Source organism: Citrobacter sp. Cpa228 (assembly GCF_030333085.1).
Lineage (GTDB): Bacteria > Pseudomonadota > Gammaproteobacteria > Enterobacterales > Enterobacteriaceae > Citrobacter > Citrobacter pasteurii.
Map to the genome: position 1 here is coordinate 1 of NZ_JAOWGQ010000052.1, position 14,019 is coordinate 14,019.

12 protein-coding genes are annotated in these 14,019 nt (G+C 51.2%); 1 reads left to right on the top strand and 11 read right to left on the bottom strand.

Features of this window, described 5'->3' with window-relative positions; translation table 11 throughout:
- Positions 1-15: 15 nt before the first annotated feature.
- Positions 16-713, bottom strand: a protein-coding gene (locus OGX91_RS15175; protein ID WP_103215986.1) for an IS1-like element IS1A family transposase whose coding sequence is annotated in 2 segments (ribosomal slippage) — positions 16-464 and positions 464-713 — 699 coding nt in all. Because the reading frame shifts where the segments join, the coding sequence is not laid out codon by codon here.
- 70 nt (positions 714-783) lie between these two features.
- On the opposite strand from OGX91_RS15175, the gene OGX91_RS15180 reads away from it, so the two are divergent.
- Entirely contained in the window at positions 784-3,210 is a 2,427-nt protein-coding gene (locus tag OGX91_RS15180) for a hypothetical protein (RefSeq protein WP_286626694.1), read from the top strand.
- A gap of 98 nt (positions 3,211-3,308) precedes the next feature.
- On the opposite strand, the gene emrB is transcribed toward OGX91_RS15180, so the two are convergent.
- From emrB to nrdF, 10 genes are all read right to left on the bottom strand, one after another.
- A complete protein-coding gene (gene emrB, locus OGX91_RS15185; protein WP_005122927.1) occupies positions 3,309-4,847 on the bottom strand; it encodes a multidrug efflux MFS transporter permease subunit EmrB in 1,539 nt (512 codons plus the stop codon).
- A 16-nt stretch (positions 4,848-4,863) separates the two neighbouring features.
- Positions 4,864-6,036: a multidrug efflux MFS transporter periplasmic adaptor subunit EmrA gene (gene emrA, locus OGX91_RS15190; RefSeq protein WP_040233282.1), complete on the bottom strand. Its 1,173-nt coding sequence runs from the start codon at positions 6,034-6,036 to the stop codon at positions 4,864-4,866.
- A gap of 130 nt (positions 6,037-6,166) precedes the next feature.
- A complete protein-coding gene (gene mprA / locus OGX91_RS15195; protein WP_005122929.1) occupies positions 6,167-6,697 on the bottom strand; it encodes a transcriptional repressor MprA in 531 nt (176 codons plus the stop codon).
- A gap of 90 nt (positions 6,698-6,787) precedes the next feature.
- On the bottom strand, positions 6,788-7,123 hold the full coding sequence (gene ygaH, locus OGX91_RS15200) for an L-valine transporter subunit YgaH (protein ID WP_005122930.1): 336 nt from the start codon (positions 7,121-7,123) through the stop codon (positions 6,788-6,790).
- Positions 7,113-7,850, bottom strand: coding sequence for an AzlC family ABC transporter permease (locus OGX91_RS15205; RefSeq protein WP_005122932.1), 738 nt, complete (start codon positions 7,848-7,850; stop codon positions 7,113-7,115). The genes ygaH and OGX91_RS15205 overlap by 11 nt, the downstream gene beginning before the upstream one ends.
- A 122-nt stretch (positions 7,851-7,972) precedes the next feature.
- A complete protein-coding gene (locus tag OGX91_RS15210) occupies positions 7,973-9,157 on the bottom strand; it encodes an MFS transporter (RefSeq protein WP_188232399.1) in 1,185 nt (394 codons plus the stop codon).
- 191 nt (positions 9,158-9,348) lie between these two features.
- Positions 9,349-10,344, bottom strand: coding sequence for a glycine betaine/L-proline ABC transporter substrate-binding protein ProX (gene proX, locus OGX91_RS15215; protein WP_005122935.1), 996 nt, complete (start codon positions 10,342-10,344; stop codon positions 9,349-9,351).
- 93 nt (positions 10,345-10,437) lie between these two features.
- On the bottom strand, positions 10,438-11,502 hold the full coding sequence (gene proW, locus OGX91_RS15220) for a glycine betaine/L-proline ABC transporter permease ProW (RefSeq protein ID WP_286626699.1): 1,065 nt from the start codon (positions 11,500-11,502) through the stop codon (positions 10,438-10,440).
- Positions 11,495-12,697, bottom strand: a complete 1,203-nt coding sequence (gene proV / locus OGX91_RS15225; protein ID WP_003037282.1) for a glycine betaine/L-proline ABC transporter ATP-binding protein ProV — start codon at positions 12,695-12,697, stop codon at positions 11,495-11,497. The genes proW and proV overlap by 8 nt, the downstream gene beginning before the upstream one ends.
- A gap of 354 nt (positions 12,698-13,051) precedes the next feature.
- Positions 13,052-14,011, bottom strand: coding sequence for a class 1b ribonucleoside-diphosphate reductase subunit beta (gene nrdF / locus OGX91_RS15230; protein WP_155021787.1), 960 nt, complete (start codon positions 14,009-14,011; stop codon positions 13,052-13,054).
- Between the last annotated feature and the right edge of the window lie 8 nt (positions 14,012-14,019).

Below are 14,019 nucleotides of genomic sequence, written 5' to 3' on the forward strand. Positions count from 1 at the left end.
GGTAATGACTCCAACTTATTGATAGTGTTTTATGTTCAGATAATGCCCGATGACTTTGTCATGCAGCTCCACCGATTTTGAGAACGACAGCGACTTCCGTCCCAGCCGTGCCAGGTGCTGCCTCAGATTCAGGTTATGCCGCTCAATTCGCTGCGTATATCGCTTGCTGATTACGTGCAGCTTTCCCTTCAGGCGGGATTCATACAGCGGCCAGCCATCCGTCATCCATATCACCACGTCAAAGGGTGACAGCAGGCTCATAAGACGCCCCAGCGTCGCCATAGTGCGTTCACCGAATACGTGCGCAACAACCGTCTTCCGGAGCCTGTCATACGCGTAAAACAGCCAGCGCTGGCGCGATTTAGCCCCGACATAGCCCCACTGTTCGTCCATTTCCGCGCAGACGATGACGTCACTGCCCGGCTGTATGCGCGAGGTTACCGACTGCGGCCTGAGTTTTTTAAGTGACGTAAAATCGTGTTGAGGCCAACGCCCATAATGCGGGCGGTTGCCCGGCATCCAACACCATTCATGGCCATATCAATGATTTTCTGGTGCGTACCGGGTTGAGAAGCGGTGTAAGTGAACTGCAGTTGCCATGTTTTACGGCAGTGAGAGCAGAGATAGCGCTGATGTCCGGCAGTGCTTTTGCCGTTACGCACCACCCCGTCAGTAGCTGAACAGGAGGGACAGCTGATAGAAACAGAAGCCACTGGAGCACCTCAAAAACACCATCATACACTAAATCAGTAAGTTGGCAGCATCACCTCCAAAGAACACTCTATGCTTTTAGAGAAGTTATCTGAGGATAAGGTTATCAGTAATAGTGGTATTCCCAATAGCGTAGTTATTGCAGAACCGACTACACAGATACGCGCGAATGACCTGCAGGGAAAAATTACAGCTCTGGAGAGAGTTAATCGTCTCCGGGAGGCGCAGTATCGTATCGCCCTCGAAAAAAATAAGGAGTTAAAGAGGAAGCTTGAAGCATCCTTTGCTGAAGGTGTCAATTCCCAGGACAAAAAAACAACCAATAAATCTATCGCTGTTGATGTTAAAAGTGAGTTAAATAACCAATCAATAATATTAAATAAAAAGATTTCTGGTCTTGAAAAAGAACTCGCGGATGTGACTAACCAGAAAGAAAAACTAGAGCAACAGACTGCAAAGTTGGCTGTTTTAGAAAAAGAAAAATATGATTTATCAAAACAATTAACGGTATTAGCGGCGAGTTCAAAAGAGGCACCTAAACAAAGATTTTTATTGGAACAGCAGACCAAAAAGCTTAGCTATTTGGAAACGGAAAAAGCAAAACTTTTAAAACAGAAAGTAAGTTCAGAGCAAAAAATAGCTCAGTTGGCATTGCTAGAAAAAGACAAAATTGCACTAGAGAAAGATAAAGCTGATCTGATTAAGCAGATAGCGGATCTGAACAAATCCGGCAGCGCTGATGCGTTGAAACAGAAATTAGCGCTGGGACAACAGACGGCTCAGCTGGCAGTGCTGGAGAAAGACAAAGTCACGCTGACGAAGCAGATAGCCGACCTGAACAAATCCGGCAGCGCTGATGCGGCGAAACTGGAGAAACAGACGGCTCAGCTGGCGGCACTGGAGAAAGACAAGGGCGTGCTGGTGAAGCAGATAGCCGACCTGAACAAATCCGGCAGCGCTGATGCGGCGAAACTGGAGAAACAGACGGCTCAGCTGGCGGTACTGGAGAAAGACAAGGGCGTGCTGACGAAGCAGATAGCCGACCTGAACAAATCCGGCAGCGCTGATGCGGCGAGACTGGAAAAACAGACGGCTCAGCTGGCCGTGCTGGAGAAAGACAAAGTCACGCTGGCGAAGCAGATAGCCGATCTGAATAAATCCGCCAGCGCTGATACGGCGAGACTGGAAAAACAGACGGCTCAGCTGGCGGCGCTGGAGAAAGACAAGGGCGTGCTGGCGAAGCAGATAGCCGACCTGAACAAATCCGCCAGCGCTGATGCGGCGAAACTGGAGAAACAGACGGCTCAGCTGGCGGCGCTGAAGAAAGACAAAGTCACGCTGACGAAGCAGATAGCCGACCTGAATAAATCCGGCAGCGCTGATACGGCGAGACTGGAAAAACAGACGGCTCAGTTGGCGGCGCTGGAGAAAGACAAGGGTGTGCTGACGAAGCAGATAGCCGACCTGAACAAATCCGGCAGCGCTGATGCGGCGAGACTGGAAAAACAGACGGCTCAGCTGGCAGTGCTGGAGAAAGACAAGGGCGTGCTGGCGAAGCAGATAGCCGACCTGAATAAATCCGGCAGCGCTGATGCGGCGAAACTGGAGAAACAGACGGCTCAGCTGGCGGTACTGGAGAAAGACAAAGCTAAAGCAGCAGCAAAATCTACATTACTTGCTCAACAGGTTTTGAAGCTTGTCAACGTAATAGAAGATACGAAAAAAGTAAAAGAATATCTGGAATCTCAGAACGTCAGTTTGATCGCTCAGAATAGTGAGCAAAAATCAAATATGGTTAAAATGGCTGAGTCATTGCGAAATTCTGAGACTCTGTCAAAGTTAGTTGCGGAGGAAAGAAGGAAAAATATTGAACTTAATACCTTGATTTCTAGATTGAATGTTTCAATAGGTGAAAAATCATCGCGAATTGGCGTGCTTGAGCAAGAGTTGTCTAAAAATACTCAAAAAAATATTGAGCTTGAAGCATCAATACGACAGATGAATTTGAGTACCAGAAAGGCAGCTAACGTGCCAGAGAATGCCACACCTGGTGGTAATGCGGTTGTCAAAAAACCGTTATTGCAACAGCAACAAAACTCACAAACGATAATAACTTCGCCTTCTGTTAAAGAACAGTCAGAGGAATTGATGCGTTCAGTTAAGGCGATAAAAGGAGCTATTCAGCAATCCGATGGTGTTATTTATGTTGTGGAAAGCAAAGGCGCAAAGCGGAAAGCGAAGAAAAAAGATTATATACAGTTTGTAATGAAAGAAGAGGTTAGTACGGGCGCAGTTATATCAAATAATGTTAATATTAACAGCAAGGTTGATAAATTACCTGAATTACTTAGTAAGGCCGTTACTCTTGTAGGCACAAAGGGGCGCGTGAAAATATATATACCGCCTGATTTAGCATATGGTGGTAAGGGTATTCCCAATATTGCACCTTCAGGTATTGTTTCAATATTAACGGTAGATGTTACTGGCTTGAAGCCATAAGCATATTCCTCTTGCGGGTATGTAATATGGCACTTAAAAGCAGCAAAGATAATCTTTGCTGCTTTTTATATTATAAACTCTAATTAATTATTAACGTATTAGTGCGCGCCGCCGCCGCCACTGCCTGCACCGAATGGCGGTTTGGCAAACCATACCAGGCCGAGTAGCACGAGGAAAATCCCTGCAGACATCCAGAAGATTTCGTTAGCAGAAATAATCAGCCCCTGGTTGGTGATTTGCTGTGCCAGCCATCCGGAGGCCTGCTCCTTGCTCATTCCCAGCCCTTGCAACTGGTCATACATCGCCTGTGCATTAGGGTTGTAAGGGTTTACTGACTCCGTTAGTTGCGCATGGTGCAGCGACTCACGGCTAGTCCACATCGTTGTGGTGATCGATGTGCCAATAGAACCCGCCAGCGTTCGCGTAAAGTTAGACAGGCTCGATGCTGCCGCCATACGTTCAGGCGGTAAACCCGATAGCGTGATGGTGGTCAGTGGCATAAAGAAGCAGGCTACCGCGAACCCCTGAATAAACTGCGGCCAGGCCGATGCGCCAAAATCCATACCGGGTTCGAATGTCCACGCACGCCAGTAGAAACAGACGGCATACATGATGAAGCTGAAAGTGACCAGCCGACGCATATCCAGCTTGTGTGCGAAACGGCCGATAATCGGCGACAGGATCACCGGAATCACCCCAACCGGCGCAGACGCCAGACCTGCCCAGGTTGCCGTATATCCGTACACCTCCTGCAATAACTGCGGCAACAGAACGATTGCGCCGAAGTAGAGCATATAGGCCAGACTGATACACAGACAGCCGATGGTAAAGTTGCGCGACTTAAACAGCGAGAGATCGACAATGGGGTGCTCGTCGGTAAGCTCCCAGACGATGAGGAAGCTGATTGCCACCACGGCGACCACCGTCAGGATGATAATTTCCTGCGAGGCGAACCAGTCCAATTCTTTGCCGCGGTCGAGCATAATCTGCAAACTGCCGATACCAATGACCAGCAGTGCCAGACCAATGGCGTCGATACGCCGCTGCTCGGTTTTGGTTTCCCGACCTCGCAGGGTTTGCAACGTCATTAATACCACTACAGCACCGATTGGCACGTTGATGAAAAATATCCAGCCCCAGTGATAGTTGTCGCTGATATAGCCCCCAAGAATGGGGCCACATATCGGGGCAACAATCACCGTCATCGACCATAGCGCGAGGGCAATGGAGCGTTTGGCGGGAGGATAGTTATTCAGTAACAGGCTTTGCGAGAGCGGGATTAACGGACCGGCGACAATACCCTGAATGACGCGGAAGAAAATCAGCATGTTCAGGCTGGTGGACATCCCACATGCCCATGAGGCAATGACGAAGGCGATAGTTGACCACATGAATAGTCTTACTTCACCAACGCGTTTGGCCAGCCAGCCGGTGATCGGAATAGAGATAGCATTCGCCACCCCGAATGAGGTGATCACCCAGGTTCCCTGGCTCAGTGAAGAGCCGAGGTTCCCGGCGATAGTGGGGATCGCCACGTTAGCAATGGTGGAGTCCAGCACCTGCATGAATGTCGCCAGGGACAGCGCAATCGTCATAATGACGAGCTGCGCGCCTTCCAGCGGTTTTTGCTGTTGCATCACACGCACCTTTGAATTAGCCCGCGTTGGCCTGCACGATCTCTTCGATCATCTTATTGACCGGATCAAGGTTGATTTCACGTGCATTACTTTCTGATACTGGCGTCGTGCGGACCTGGCTTGCCAGGATCTGCCCGTCACGATTAGCGGTATCTACCGTAACCAGTGTCGACAAACCAATACGCAGTGGATGTTGTGCCAGTTGCTGCGCATCCAGTTCGATACGTACCGGTAAACGCTGGACAACTTTGATCCAGTTACCGGTTGCGTTTTGCGCCGGCAGCAGGGAGAACGCGCTGCCCGTACCCATATCCAGGCCGACGACTTTCCCGGTGTATTTCACGTCATCGCCGTAAATATCACTGATAACGGTCGCCGGTTGACCAATACGCATGTGCGCCAGCTGTGTTTCTTTGAAGTTGGCATCCACCCACAGGTTAGTGGCCGGAACAACCGCCATCAGCGGCGTAGTCGGGCTAATTTGCGCGCCAGGCTGCACGGCACGACGGGAAACATAGCCGGTCATCGGGCTGACAATTTTGGTACGTTCCAGCGCCAGCCAGGCATTACGCACTTCGGTGGCAGCCTGTTGTACAGCAGGTTGATCTTCCAGCTTGCTGCCCAGAATCATTGCCTGATTCGCATTATATTGTTGGATTGCGACATCAAGCTGAGCCTGAGCGCTGGCGACGGCATCGCGGGCATGTTGCAGTTCTTCGCGGCCAATCAGGTTGGCATTACCCAGCGGGACACGGCGATTAAAGTCGCTTTGTGCCTGGGCCAGCGCAGTTCTCTGCACTTCAATGCTGGCCTGCAGTTGCTTGCTGTTGATCATCAACTGGTGCGTCTGGCGCACGCTGGACGCCAGCGCAGTTTTGGCTTTTTCAAATGCCTGCCTGGCATCTGTCTGATCGAGAGTGACCAGGACATCGCCCTGTTTTACAAAGTCAGTGTTATCAGCCCAGACTTTCGTCACGCTGCCTGATACCTGCGCCATAATTTGAACCTGGTTCCCTGCCACGTACGCATCGTCTGTCTCTTCGATATGACGCAGTACTAAAAACCAATAAATCCCATATGCCACGGCAATGATAATAAAGAGCAAGGTCAGCAGGAGCAGCATACTTTTACGTTTGCCATTCTTCTTGACCGGTTGCTGCGGGGTTTGAGTCTCCGCATTTGCGCTCATGTTGTTCTCCACGATCTTATTTTTTTTCACATCGGCTGAAGCCGACCTGTTTATCAGACAGGCCAGCAGTATGCGTGCTGGCCTGTCGGTTTTTCATTTATAAATCTGGATTTCTGAGCGAGTCAGCGCGTTAGCGCAGCGCTTCTAACACCGCGCCATCCTGCTCCATCTGATCAAGACGGGTCAGAAGTTTACGGGTGATATGCTCAAGTTGATCTTTTTCGGTGGTGCTGAGAGATGACCAAAGCTGATGAAGGCAGTTATGCTGAGGCGGTAATACCTCCTGCAAAAAAGCATGGCCTTTTTCGGTCAATTGCAGATGCAGACAGCGGCGATCGTTATCGCTTTCGCGGCGCTCGATCCAGCCACGCTTTTCTAACTCATCCGCGATACGGGTGGCGTTAGTCCGTGACGAGCCAAGTGCGCAACTCAGTTCAGAAGGCTGAATACTGTGGTTTTCCTGAGACTCCAGCGTAATCAACGCCATAAACAACGTCTCGTTAATCCCTTGAGCTTTCAGCATCTTATTGCGGTTTTCCAGCAGCTTGCCCTGCATATGCATGCAAAGACGAGTCAGAAGCACTTCCTGATAAGGGAACTCTTCGTAGCGGCTGGCGCGAAATTTTAGCATTTGTTCAATGGGCGTAAACGAACTATCCATTTGGGTATAACCTCATTAATTTCAGCCGATATAGTAACGACAGTGACAAATAAAGTAAATGTATTATTTATTTAAAATGATTATTTTAATCTATAAAACAAACAGCATTTTCCAGGCTAATCCATAGCCCAGGGCACTCAGTAAGGTCGGAATGATGATGCTGCGGGTCTTATAGAAGCTTGCACCCAGTACCACAAACCCCACCAGCGTAGGCACAAAACGACGGGCATCGTGCATCACTTCTGGCGCAGTAGACACCACCAGCAGGGCGCAAATTGATGCAATACCGATGGTGTCGAGTAGTATTCCAGTGGCTCCGCGTTTTGTCGGGCGCACATTCCCCATTCGCAGACGCAGTGGTAAATAGCGAAAACAGTAATTGACGCAGCCGACCAGCAGGCCGAGCAGCAGAACCTCATAACTCATCAGGACCTCCCTGCCAGAACGACTGAATGAGCGCGGTCAGGCATCCGCAGACTATGCCTGCGAGGATGGCTGCCGGGATAGAAAACAGCGTCACGCCAGCCAGCGCACCGGCTAAAGCCGCCGTGACGCATAGCGTTTGATTACGCTGGAAAGAGGCCAGCAGAAAACTCATAAACAGCGCCGGGAGCATAAACCCCAGCGCCGCTTCTACCGCCGGGAATCCCTTCAGTAAGCCAGTGCCGGAAAATGCGCCGATAACCGTACCAAGTACCCAGGAAGCCCAGGAGCATAGCGCGATGCCGATCATCCAGTTTTCACTCCAGCGCCGGTTATCCCGCACCAGCTTGGCCGTTGCCGCGGCAAAGACTTCGTCGGTGAGGCCAAAGGCCCATAGCGCGCTTTTAGGTTTGCTCAGCTGTCGGGCGATACGGCTGCGCAGAGAAGGGCCGTACAAAACGTGGCGAACATCCATCGCCATGACGGTCAGAGCCGCGACCCACAGTGAGCTGCCTGCGGCGAGCATCGTGGTGATGACAAACTGGCTGGCGCCGGCGTAAATGATGCAGGAGAAAAAAACGCTTTCAACGGGAGTAAAGCCCAGGCGAGTCGCATTCATACCAAATGCAAATGCGACCGGAATATAACTGATAACTATCGGTAGGCTGTCTTTGAATCCTTCAGTTAACGTTGCAGAACGGGATTCAGACTGGGGAACAGGGCTTTCCATAGGATTATAGGCTTCATTACCGAAATTAAAATAACCTGGCTCAATGCGTTATAACCTTAGCAGACTGATGGGCTCCTTAACACCCTGAGGAGCCCAATCAAAGATAAACAGACGTTATACGCCTAATTTACGGCTTCCTGGCGGTGAAAACCTCGCCACCAGACCAGCAGGTTGAGTACGGCAACAGTCACACCTGCCAGACAAACGCCAGCCCAGCCGGCATGCTGCCAGGCTGAAGCTGAAATCAGCGAACCTGCCGCACCACCAATGAAATAGCTGGTCATGTATCCGGCAGTCAGGCGATTACGTGCGTCCGGGTGAATGCGATAGATAACGGTCTGGTTGGTGATATGTACCCCCTGAACGGTCAGATCCAGTACCAGAATACCGATAATCAGCATCGGCACTGAAGTATGTCCGAACCAGATAGCCAGCCAGGAGAACAACAGTAGCAGCAGGCCTGCGGTAGTCGTGAGGTGTGATTTACCCTTATCGGCAAAACCGCCCGCCGGACGAGCGCCTAACGCACCGGCGGCTCCGGCCAGACCGAACAGGCCAATCATCCCCTCTGAATAGTTAAACGGTGGTGCGGCAAGTAAAAATGCCATTGATGTCCAGAGGATACTGAAGTTGGCAAAGGTCAGGCAGCCCAACATCGCGCGGGTGCGGAGTAATTTATCGTGGATAAACAGGCTAAACACAGAACCCAATAGCTGCGGGTAGTTAAGATGGGTCTCTGATTTCATCTTCGGCAAACCACGCCACAGGGCAATCGCCATCAACGCCATCAGTACTGAGGCCACCCAAAACACGGTGCGCCAGCCGCCGAGATTCGCCAGCAACCCTGCAACCGTTCGTGCCAGCAAAATCCCCAGCAACAGGCCGCTCATAATCGTACCAACGACTTTACCGCGCTTGTCAGGCGTGGCGAGCGTCGCTGCCAGCGGAACCAGGATCTGTGCCACAACTGAGAACAACCCGGTTAGCGCAGTGCCGAGGATCAGCATCCCCAGCGACTGACTGCTGGCGGTAATCAGCATGCCGCCTGCTGCTAACAGTGTCATCGAGACAATCAGCATCCGGCGTTCAAACATATCGCCAAGCGGTACCAGAAACAGGAGCCCTGCAGCGTAGCCAAGCTGGGCTGCAGTGACGATAAAGCCCGCAGTACTGGCCGACAGCGAAAAGTTTCGCGCGATGGTGTCGAGCAGCGGCTGGGCGTAATAGTTACTGGCAACGGCGAGGCCGGTCGCCACAGACATTAATACAATCAGTGCCGGGCTAAGCCCGTGAGTGGGTTTGGTCATTGTTTTCAACTGAATAATGGGGTGCAGAAAACAATCATAACGGAAGTGATTAAATGTTGCTGATTTGTTGGGTGATGGATTGTGCGGTGAGGGAAGGGCGTGTAGGCCGGATAAGGCGCATCGCGCCACCATCCGGCATTGGTGTGGTTACTGGGCCTGATAGCGTTATGCTTATCAGGCCTACGAGTGGGTTATTTCTGCGCAGCCAGCGCTTCTTTCACCCAGCCGTCGAACTGCTGCTGGTGGGCTTTGATCCAGCCGTCAACGTGGCCCTGAACGTCAGCTTCTGAGGCTTTACCATCATGCATCATTGCGTTCTGCGCATTGATATCTGCCAGTGGTAATTTCATGATGGCAAACAGTTTCGCCGCCGCCGGGTTTTTCTCCGCCCAGGCTTTATTAGCGACGATGTGCATGGTGTTTACCGGGAAGCCATAGTTCGCGCCGTTCGGCAGTTTGGTATCAATATCTTTCTGTTCACCTGGCAGAGAAGAGAACGGGACCTGTAGCCAGACGACATCTTTGCCCGGTTTCATCACGTCACTGACCCAGTATGGTGTCCAGGTGTAGTACAGGATCGGTTTGCCTTCTTTAAAGCGGGTAATGGTGTCAGCCATCATTGCTGCATAGTTACCGTGGCTGACCTCGACTGTTTTTTCCAGATCGAACGCTTTGTTCTGGTGGTTAATCACCGCTTCACAACCCCAGCCCGGCGAGCAACCCATCATGTCAGCTTTACCATCGCCGTTGGTATCAAAGATTTTGGCGATTTTCGGATCTTTTAGCTGGGCAATATTGGTGATTTTGTACTGCTCAGCGGTTTTCTTATCGATCAGATAACCCTGTGCAGCGCCTGTTACGAATACCCCCTCGCGATAGAATTTTTTATCTCCGCCTGCAGCGGCATACATATCATCATGTAGCGGCTGCCAGTTCACGGCGGTAAACGTCGCATCGCCAGAGGCAATAGAGGTATAGCCGACGTTGTAGTCGACTTCGCTTGTCTTATTTACGGTGTAGCCCAGTTTCTCCAGCGCACGGCTAACTAACTGCGTCTGGAAGGACTCTTCAGAGATGGTGCTCTGGATAGGTTGTACAGTGATGCCTTTGCCCGGCAGGTCAGAAGCGAAAGCGCTGGTGGAGACAAGGGTGGCAAACGCTGTGGCAATAATTACTTTCTGTCGCATCGTTGTTCCTTATTACACTTCATCCTGAATGATTTTGTGTAAGTTGATGAATTGTAGGCCCGGTAAGCGCAGCGCCACCGGGCAACGGGTGAATTACTTCGTGAAAGGGCGGGTGAGAAGCCCAACAGGACCTGTGGTGTACCAGCGGCGGTTACCACGGCTACGCGAGTCACGGCCTACGGCCTGCGTCAGACGGTCGAGAATGATGGCGAGGATCACGATACCCACACCGCCAACGGTAGCCAGCCCCATGTCCAGACGACCGATTCCGCGCAGAACCATCTGACCCAGCCCGCCGACGGCTATCATCGATGCGATAACCACCATGGAGAGTGCCAGCATCAGCGTCTGGTTCACCCCGGCCATAATGGTGGGCATCGCCAGCGGGAGCTGCACTTTAAACAGCATCTGACGTGGGCTGGCACCAAACGAGCGCGAGGCTTCAATCAGATCGGCGGGCACCTGATTAATCCCCAGAATGGTCAGACGCACAATTGGCGGCAGGGCGAAGATAATCGTCACCACCACGCCCGGGACGTTGCCAATACCGAACAGCATGACAATCGGCACCAGATAGACGAACGCAGGTGTGGTTTGCATCGCATCCAGCAGCGGGCGAACTATTTTTGCTGCCCGAGGGCTACGCGCTAACCAGATCCCCATCGGCAGGCCGATCACCACGCAGAACAACAGCGCGGTCAGCACCAGTGCCAGGGTGATCATGGCTTGGGACCATGCGCCGATGGCACCGATGGCAATCAAGGAAATCAGCGTAGCAACGCCCATCCCAACGCCAGAAATCTGCCAGGCAATCAGGGCGAACAGGATAATCGCCACGGGGGCAGGCATACCTAACAGAAGCTGCTGGAAGCCGTTGAGAATGTAATCAACCGGGACACGAATGCCCTGGAAGACCGGACGGAAATGGGTAACGACCCAGTCGATCCCCTCTGTGACCCAGCTGTCCAGTGGGATCAGCGTTTTATGGAACGGATCCATAATATTGAAATGCTCTGGCGACGGCGCGGGGGCGCTGGTCAGCCAGTCCGCGCCACCGCCGTCAGTGGGCGCACCGGATGGCGTGCTCCAGGCATCGGCAGTTTGTGCGGCACTGTCGGCCGCTGGTGTGGTATCCCACGGATTAGTTTGATCAGCCATTGTTTACCCCCTCACGATCCAAAGCCTGTAACAGCATGCGTTTTGAAATGACGCCCACATATTGCTGTTCCTCATCAACAACCGGCACCGCGCACGGGGCCTGGCCGACATGAGAAAGCAACTCGCTGAGAGGAGTTTGCGCATCGACGGCTAGCGGCTCATCGATCAATGCCGCTTCAATACCTTGCGCCTGACTTAACGCTGTTTTTAATGAGTCGATAGAGACAACGCCGACGAATTTGTTGCCGCGTTCGATCACGTAACCATATTCGCGATCTTTGTCCTGCAATAATTGCAGCGCCGAACGTGGACCCACCCCGGGCGTTTTACGAATTAGCCCTTCGGGACTACGGCGTGATATATCTTTCGCACTGAAGACCTGGCTAATATCAACGCCGCGGAAGAAGGTGCGGACATAATCATTGGCTGGATTATTCAGGATTTCATCCGGCGTGCCGACCTGGACCACTTCACCGTTTTGCATAATGGCAATTCTGTCGCCAATACGCATAGCTTCGTCGAGATCATGCGATATAAAGACCACGGTGCGCTGATGCTTCGCCTGTAGTTTTACCAGTTCATCCTGCATCTCAGTACGAATTAATGGATCAAGGGCTGAGAAGGCCTCATCCATTAATAAGATATCAGGGTTAATAGCTAATGCGCGGGCGAGGCCTACACGCTGGCGCATACCCCCGGAAAGTTCATCCGGGTATCCGTGAGCATAATTCTCCAGACCAACCTGACGTAGCGCATCTAACGCTTTTTCACGACGTTCATCCGCACCAACACCGGCTAATTCCATGCCGAATGCCGTATTGTCCAGCACCGTCATGTGCGGCATCAGGGCAAAGGACTGGAACACCATCGCAATCTTTTTTCTGCGCACCTCGCGAAGCTCGGCATCGGATATCCGGGCGATGTCTACGCCGTCAATCAATACCTGTCCGCGGGTGGGTTCAATCAGGCGATTGAGAAGGCGTACCATTGTGGATTTACCCGAACCGGATAATCCCATGATGACAAATATCTCGCCTTCTTCAATGGCCAGACTGGCGTTCTTAACGCCAAGCGATAGCCCTGTTTTATCCAGAATCTGCTCTTTTGAAAGTCCTTTTTCAATATATTTGAAAGCTCTCTGCGGATGCTCGCCAAATATCTTATAGAGATTTTTAACTTCTAATTTAATTGCCATGCAATAGAATGATTCCTGTTATTTGTTTATATCGATATATTACCTGATGGAAATAGTGACCTTTTTCTACCCTAACATACTGAGAATCTGAGACAACCCTGAATTTGGTTGTGGCACGAATATTGCCGAAGGCCAGGCGGCGGGATTTCCCATGATATAAGGGCTGAGCGCGAATGTGAGTTGTCTGATATTTTTTGTAAATGGCAAGGGAAAATCGCCTGAATTGATGAAATGCAGGCGAATAATGCGGCTGGTATTGAGTGTAGATCACACAATTATATTTGTGCGATAAAAGTGTGATCCTGTTAAAATATTTCCGCGAAAATTGTACGGTATTTTTCGCGAAAATGAGCGCTAGAAACTCCAGTCGTCATCTTCTGTTTCGACGGCTTTACCCATCACATAAGATGACCCTGAACCCGAGAAAAAATCGTGGTTTTCGTCAGCATTGGGCGACAGCGCGGCAAGGATTGCCGGGTTCACATCCGCCATTTCTGCCGGGAATAATGCCTCATATCCCAAATTCATTAATGCCTTATTGGCGTTGTAGCAAAGGAAGGCTTTGACGTCCTCCACCCAGCCGGTCTCTGCATACAATTCTTCCGTATAACGCGCTTCGTTATCATACAATTCCATCAGCAGGTCGAAGGCAAAATTCTTTAACTCCTCGCGTGCGGATTCGGAAATATGCTCCAGACCTTTTTGGTATTTATAGCCAATGTAATAACCATGAACCGCTTCATCACGAATGATCAGACGAATAAGATCGGCAGTATTGGTCAATTTGCCGCGGCTGGAAAAATACATCGGCAACCAGAAACCGGAATAGAACAGGAAGGATTCCAGAAACACGCTGGCAATTTTCTTCTTCAGCGGTTCGTCGCTGGCGTAATGTGCCAAAACGATCTGCGCCTTGCGCTGGAGTGGGGTATTTTCTTCACTCCAGGCGTAAGCCGCATCCACGTCTTTGGTCTGGCAAAGGGTGGAGAAAATAGAGCTGTAGGAACGGGCGTGCACCGCCTCCATAAAGCTGATATTCGACAGCACCGCCTCTTCATGTGGTGTTAATGAATCAGCCATTAATGCTGGCGCACCGGCAATATTCTGAATGGTGTCGAGCAGCGTCAGGCCGGTAAATACGCGGATGGTGAGCTGCTGCTCGGCAGCGTTCAACGTTTGCCAGGCCGGGATGTCATTGGAAAGCGGGACCTTTTCCGGTAGCCAGAAGTTACTGGTCAGGCGATTCCAGACTTCGAGATCTTTATCATCCTCAATCTTGTTCCAGTTGATGGCGCTCACGCGTGATAATGCCATTTTGTTCT

Excerpts from the sequence above, each read along its gene's own strand:
- OGX91_RS15205 (WP_005122932.1), bottom strand. The coding sequence starts at position 7,850 with ATGGAAAGCCCTGTTCCCCAGTCTGAATCCCGTTCTGCAACGTTAACT.
- proW (WP_286626699.1), bottom strand. The coding sequence starts at position 11,502 with ATGGCTGATCAAACTAATCCGTGGGATACCACACCAGCGGCCGACAGT.
- OGX91_RS15210 (WP_188232399.1), bottom strand. The coding sequence starts at position 9,157 with ATGACCAAACCCACTCACGGGCTTAGCCCGGCACTGATTGTATTAATG.
- emrB (WP_005122927.1), bottom strand. The coding sequence starts at position 4,847 with ATGCAACAGCAAAAACCGCTGGAAGGCGCGCAGCTCGTCATTATGACG.
- OGX91_RS15180 (WP_286626694.1), top strand. The coding sequence starts at position 784 with ATGCTTTTAGAGAAGTTATCTGAGGATAAGGTTATCAGTAATAGTGGT.
- emrA (WP_040233282.1), bottom strand. The coding sequence starts at position 6,036 with ATGAGCGCAAATGCGGAGACTCAAACCCCGCAGCAACCGGTCAAGAAG.
- mprA (WP_005122929.1), bottom strand. The coding sequence starts at position 6,697 with ATGGATAGTTCGTTTACGCCCATTGAACAAATGCTAAAATTTCGCGCC.
- nrdF (WP_155021787.1), bottom strand. The coding sequence starts at position 14,011 with ATGGCATTATCACGCGTGAGCGCCATCAACTGGAACAAGATTGAGGAT.
- ygaH (WP_005122930.1), bottom strand. The coding sequence starts at position 7,123 with ATGAGTTATGAGGTTCTGCTGCTCGGCCTGCTGGTCGGCTGCGTCAAT.
- proV (WP_003037282.1), bottom strand. The coding sequence starts at position 12,697 with ATGGCAATTAAATTAGAAGTTAAAAATCTCTATAAGATATTTGGCGAG.
- proX (WP_005122935.1), bottom strand. The coding sequence starts at position 10,344 with ATGCGACAGAAAGTAATTATTGCCACAGCGTTTGCCACCCTTGTCTCC.